The sequence below is a fragment of the Larkinella ripae genome (genome assembly GCF_054780775.1).
In genome coordinates this window covers 1-6,174 of sequence record NZ_BAAGVR010000013.1, presented here as the reverse complement: position 1 = coordinate 6,174, position 6,174 = coordinate 1, and the positions used below count along the sequence as shown (strand labels likewise).

Annotated in this window: 4 protein-coding genes; all 4 read left to right on the top strand. The window is 41.7% G+C overall.

What is annotated here, in order from left to right:
• Nucleotides 1-943 precede the first annotated feature (943 nt).
• The 4 genes from ACYVHX_RS06860 (at nt 944) to ACYVHX_RS06845 (ending at nt 6,024) form a co-directional block, all read left to right on the top strand.
• A complete protein-coding gene (locus tag ACYVHX_RS06860; RefSeq protein WP_460670890.1) occupies nt 944-1,147 on the top strand; it encodes a hypothetical protein in 204 nt (67 codons plus the stop codon).
• A gap of 336 nt (nt 1,148-1,483) precedes the next feature.
• Nucleotides 1,484-3,766 carry a polysaccharide biosynthesis tyrosine autokinase gene (locus ACYVHX_RS06855; RefSeq protein WP_460670889.1) on the top strand — a complete coding sequence of 761 codons (2,283 nt, stop codon included), beginning with the start codon at nt 1,484-1,486 and terminating at the stop codon, nt 3,764-3,766.
• 101 nt (nt 3,767-3,867) lie between these two features.
• Nucleotides 3,868-4,536: a sugar transferase gene (locus ACYVHX_RS06850; protein WP_460670888.1), complete on the top strand. Its 669-nt coding sequence runs from the start codon at nt 3,868-3,870 to the stop codon at nt 4,534-4,536.
• Nucleotides 4,537-4,692: 156 nt separating this feature from the next.
• Nucleotides 4,693-6,024 (top strand): UDP-glucose dehydrogenase family protein, encoded by a 1,332-nt coding sequence (locus ACYVHX_RS06845; RefSeq protein ID WP_460670887.1) that lies wholly within the window; start codon nt 4,693-4,695, stop codon nt 6,022-6,024.
• Nucleotides 6,025-6,174: the final 150 nt, after the last annotated feature.

The following is a 6,174-nucleotide window of genomic DNA, read 5'->3' as shown; positions in this document are numbered from 1 at the left end:
GATGAGTCCATTGATTGGAAATCTCTGGTTTTGAGTGCTACTAATTAAGGGAAGCTTTCATAATAGCTTGCTTATTTTTCAAGAACGTAGACAGAATCAGCATTCATTGGTATCTATAAACGAATAGCTACCTAAGGATAAGCATCTTATTTTTAGTAATACTAATTAAAGGAAACATGCAATTTTAGAACTTTACTTAAAGAATAAATTAGATTATAAACATTTTAATTATTGATAAATTAAACATTATTCATATAGTAGTATACGAACTGATTGTCAACAAGAAAACCTACTATATAGATTATATAAAATTATAATTACCTAAATTCTGAGTCTGATAATTATTTGCTCTCAATATCTAACACACTGATCTAACGTATACTATGACTCATTTCCAAGGAATAATATATAAAATTATGACTGATAAAAAAGAACAAAAAAATTTCGCCTTTCTAATTATTCACTTTCTCCATGTTACTAAATAAATTAAGTTATTAATTTCCTACTTAAGAAGCCGAATTTTATTTTTTTTTAATAAGTTTGTTTATACATGGAAGAGAAAATACGGACTAAGTTTTATTCTATTTTTTAGTTATTAGTATGTAAAACTATTGACAATTCTGTTAAATACTTTCATAGTACCAGTATGAAAGGGTGCTTTTTGTCAAATTATAAAGTAGGCTGTTAAATATAAAAATCTCTAGACAACAAATTAATAAACTCAGATTTTCTTTAAGCCGATACAATGAGAATTCTGATAGTAGGTTGGTTTTTCAAACTGGTTAGTTGGTAGAATTCTCCTTTTTGTGCTTATATAGATTTTAGTTAGTGCCTTTATAGATATACACGATCGTTTGTGATTTTATAGTTTACTTGATTTTTTTGGTTGCTAAGATGCCATTACCATCGGAAATGATTTGAGATAACATCCAATTCTATTACCATGAAAATTACAGAAAACAAGGTTAGCTTACTTCTATATGGGTTCTACTTGTTGGCTGTTATAGCCTATTGTGAATTGACAGATGGCCCAAATCTCCCTCTGGGACTAGATTTGGAAAGAGAGGTCAGTAAAATGGTTACTCAGGACGGGGCATTACATTTGGCGGTAAAAAGCATTGGTAAAAGTGAAGCTATTGTTCCTTGAGGTAAACAAGTTCAAAGGAATTAATACGTGATCCGGTTGATAAATCCTACGTATCACTGATTCATGGAGTCACCAGAGAAGCGTTAATTACATATCAATAAGCGAGTCCTAATATAGAGTATTACTATTTTAATAAGCAAATAGACATTCTAATTAATATTACAAAAGTTAATTTTCTATTCAAATAGCAAAAAAATATTTTTTACTGTTAGGCGTGAAAAAAAGACAAATACATAGCGAGCTTAATGTATGGATTACCGAAACAGATAGTGATTACTGTCTTATCGGGTACAATGTTGTTTACCTGTCCTCTATTTCATCATTTAACTGGAATGTATGGTAAACAATCTTTACTCTTCTGATTCATCTCCTAATGTTAAAAGGAAATTAGCTTTCCGAACCAACTTGGCGCGTTTTCAGCGCAATTGGTTCTGGTTCGCATTTTCCTTATCGGCTATGCTTGCCGGACCAGTATTTTACCAATACTACCAGTTGCCAGTTTATAAGAGTCGTGCCAGTTTATTAATTAAAAATGGTATTCATGAGGGGCGGATCGCTGATTCATCTGCTCAGGAAATGCATAACCAACGTATAAAGCCTGGTTTTGAGAACGAGATTGGGATTTTGAATTCCTACACCTTGATGAAAAAGGTGGTTAACAAATTGGGTCTACAGGTACAGTATTATACTACTAAAAGTCCAAAATCTGAACGTTACGCCGGTTTACCCGTCCGCATGTTCATTGAAAAAGCCGCCCCCGAACTTTATACGAACACATTGGAGCTGCGGCTCATTGATCAGCAAAAAGTGATGCTGAACGGAAAGACTTATCCACTTAACCAAAGCCTCAAGACTCCATATGGGCAGCTACGGTTTTTACCAGATACATCGCTCCAAATACGAAAAGAATCTTTTCGCCTTAAAGTCATGTCTCCGGCGAAAGCCATTACAACCTATTTAGCGAAGCTCAGCGTTGCACTGCCTCCCAATCAGGCAGAAATTGTGGAAATAAGCCTGACAGATGCCCTGCCGGATCGGGCTGAAGCTATTTTGAATCAAATGACGTATGAGTTTAGTCAGGACATTAATTTACAAAAGCAAAAAGAGACGGATCACTATCTGGCTGCGATTGAGGATCGTCTGGGCTTGATCGCTGCGGGGCTAACTACCGATAAAAAGGGACAGGAAGCGAAAATAGTCCCAACCGACAGTTTGCTTCTGGTAGGAGAAGCCCAATCATTTTTAACGGCGATCCGAAAAAATGACACCCGTCTGAAGGAAGTTACTCATAAATTGAATGGTTTAGAATCACTTGAACGAGCGCTACAATCGCAAGTTGAGACTAAAACGGTTGAACGAACCGTGTTCATGTTTAGCGAACCTCAACTGGTTTATTGGGTAACTCAGTTGTTGAAACATGAGGAAAATGTCCGGCGGCAAAAAAAATCGACGACTCAACTCCAGCCAGCCTCTCAGATCAAATCCAATATAACCACCGCAATCAAGGCGCTGCGTAAACAATTGGTCAGTTCGCATGACCAGTTAGTAGCCAGCAACCGTCGAATGGAGCATGTGATGCACCGGGTTTTGAGGAAAGGAAAAAATCTGGTGGCTATTTTCAATCAGAAGGATATGAAAATGGAATTATACCAGTATCTGCTTCAAAAACGCGAAGAAACCGCATTAGCGGCACGCTCGACTGCAGGGGATAGTAGGGTGATTGATATTGCCTGGACGGATGACAAACCGGTGGAACCTGTTCATAAAATGGTCTATCTTCTTTTGGGTTTAGTCGGATTATTACTTCCAATCGGCGTTATCCGCCTAAAAGATGCAGTGAAGGATCGGGTTATGCCATATACCGATGTTGAGGAGCTTACGCAGGTCCCTATTCTGGGAGCCATTGCCCACAGCTCCTATTTAGAAGCAGACGGTTTAGTCTTTAAGCCTCATCTCCAGTCGGTGATGGGCGAACAAATACGGACGTTGCGCACAAACCTGCAACTTTTAAAGCGGGGTGTCAATCAAAACCAATTGATTCTGATCACGTCCAGCCTGAGCGGAGAAGGAAAATCGCTGCTTTCATTAAACCTGGGAGCCAGCCTGTCGATGGTAAACCGGCCAACGATTATTCTGGAAATGGACCTGCGTAAACCCCAATTGCATAAAAGGTTGCACCTGCAAAACCGGGTTGGAATTAGTACGTATCTGAATGATAAAGCCAGTATTGATGAGATTATTCAACCTATATCAGAGTATGAAAACTATTTCATCATAACCGCCGGGCCGTTGCCGCATAATCCAGCGGAATTGATGAGTTCAAAGCGTCTGGATCAGCTTTTTTACGAACTGAAAGAACGATTTGCTTTTGTTATCGTCGATTCGCCACCTGTTGGTCTCGTCACGGATGCGCAGTTGATAGCTCCGTTTGCGGATACTACCTTATATGTTGTGCGGCAGAATTTTACGCCGAAAACGTGTCTCAAGCTGATTAACCGGCTGAATAAAGGCCAGCAATTTCAAAATCTCAGTATCGTTTTGAACGGGGCCGGAAGAGGAGAATTGATTTATAATCAGGACTATGGCAGAGATTACACGGAAGATCCCGTAAATACGTAATAATAAAGGAGAGAAAAGGACGCCTGTTACTAATCCGATTATAGGTACAGGTTCATTGTTAAGACCATAAAATGCCCGTATGAAACATAAATTTATTAATCATGCTTAGTGTCGATTCAAACTTTCAAACGCTCTATGTATACGCAGAGCCTGATGTCAGGCGACGTGATGTCGCTTACAGACATTTTGGAAAAAGAGTTTTTGATATTTGTTTTTCGCTTCTGGTCATTTTACTGGTCCTTTTCTGGATGATTCCGCTGATTGGATTATTAATTCGGCTAGGCTCTTCTGGCCCAATCCTTTTTGTTCAGAAGCGTACGGGTTACCGGGGTCACAAGTTCTATTGCCTGAAGTTCCGGACCATGACGTATGTTGCGAATGATAGTTTTAAACAGGTAACTAAAAACGATTCCCGTGTCACGCCGATTGGCCGTTTTCTGAGAAAAACCAATCTGGATGAGATGCCGCAATTTATTAATGTCTTATGGGGTGACATGAGTATTGTTGGTCCGCGACCTCACGCCCTGGCGCACAGCGCTCAATACTGGAATACCATGCCGGACTACCGGAAACGGTATCGAGTGCGGCCGGGTATTACCGGTCTTGCTCAAGTAAAAGGGTGTCGGGGCGAAACCGGCCAGCTAATGAAAATGCGGCATCGTGTAAAATATGACCGGTTTTATAATCGTAAAAAGTCGCTTCAACTGGATCTATGGATTTGCTGGATGACGTTCATGTCCATGCTCAACGGGAAAACTCAGGGAGAATAAACCTCTATCCGGAAAAATCTGTCATTCTGCGTTCTCATCAGTCTGGCGGGCAAAACCATAATGCTCGTCAGACTAACTCTTACCTTCTTACTGCTATTCCTACCTGCTTCCTTAATGAGTGACTTATTGAAAATTAATTACTAATAAAGATTCCTTATGAAAATTGCAGTGGTGGGTACTGGTTACGTTGGACTCGTGACCGGAACTTGTTTTGCCGAAACCGGCAACCAGGTAACTTGTATTGATATTGATGAGCGGAAAGTTCAAAAGCTGACCAACGGTATTATTCCCATTTATGAACCCGGTCTGGATGTGCTGTTTAACCGCAACACCGCCGAAGGACGTCTGAAGTTCACAACCAATTTAGCCGAAGGCATCGAAGGCGCCGAGGTTATCTTTCTGGCGCTCCCAACTCCGCCGGGTGAAGATGGATCGGCCGACCTGAAGTATATCCTCAAAGTAGCCGGCGATCTGGGCCAGATCCTGAAAAGCTACGCCGTCATCGTCGACAAAAGCACCGTGCCCGTCGGCACCGCCGAAAAAGTGCGGGAATATATCTCCCTGGCTGCTCAGGTAGACTTTGACGTGGTGTCGAACCCCGAATTTCTCCGTGAGGGTGTGGCCATCGAAGACTTCATGAAACCCGATCGCGTGGTGATCGGTACCCAGTCGGAGCGGGCAAAAACCGTCATGAACAAACTATATGCGCCGTTGGTGCGACAGGGTAACCCGGTTATTTTCATGGACGAACGCTCCGCCGAGATGACCAAGTATGCCGCTAATGCATTCCTAGCGGTGAAAATCTCATTTATGAACGAAATCGCCAACCTTTGTGAGAAAGCGGGTGCGAACGTCGATGATATTCGGAGAGGGATCGGAACTGACAGCCGGATTGGCAAGCGGTTTTTATTTGCCGGTATTGGATACGGTGGAAGCTGTTTTCCGAAAGATGTACAGGCATTGGCAAAAACCGCTCAGGAATATGCCTATGAATTCAGGATTCTGAAGTCCGTCATGGACGTTAATGCCAGCCAGAAGACCAAGCTTCTCCCAATAATTCGTCAGCACTTCAACAACGATTTAGCAGGAAAAACGATTGCTGTCTGGGGTTTAGCATTCAAACCGTATACCGATGACATTCGGGAAGCCCCGGCCCTCGAAAATATTCAGGCCTTACTGGCAGCCGGAGCGAAAGTGACGGCGTATGATCCGGAAGCTATGGATAATGTGAAAAACCTGCTGGGCAATCAGATTACATATGCGCACACCTCGTATGCCGCCCTTGACGATGCCGATGCGTTAGTGATCATGACCGAATGGCCGATGTTCCGGACACCAGAGTTTAACAAAATGAACTTGTTACTCAAGAATAAGGTCATCTTTGACGGCCGTAATCTTTATGAGCTCGAGCAGATGAAGGAGTTGGGTTATACCTATTATAGCATTGGTCGGCAAACGATCGGACAGGAAGTAGAACAGACGGTGTAACAGCCTCTGATGCTTTCCGGAAAAGCTATACTAAACGCAGGTTAAATCCGCTGAAGTTTTCTATCGTTTGACTATTACCAGAAATATAATAATGAAAAAAGCACTGATTACCGGCATTACGGGGCAGGATGGAGCCTACCTGGCCGAACT

Coding starts and splice junctions, on each gene's coding strand:
- ACYVHX_RS06855 (WP_460670889.1), top strand. CDS start 1,484: ATGGTAAACAATCTTTACTCTTCTGATTCATCTCCTAATGTTAAAAGG.
- ACYVHX_RS06860 (WP_460670890.1), top strand. CDS start 944: ATGAAAATTACAGAAAACAAGGTTAGCTTACTTCTATATGGGTTCTAC.
- ACYVHX_RS06845 (WP_460670887.1), top strand. CDS start 4,693: ATGAAAATTGCAGTGGTGGGTACTGGTTACGTTGGACTCGTGACCGGA.
- ACYVHX_RS06850 (WP_460670888.1), top strand. CDS start 3,868: ATGCTTAGTGTCGATTCAAACTTTCAAACGCTCTATGTATACGCAGAG.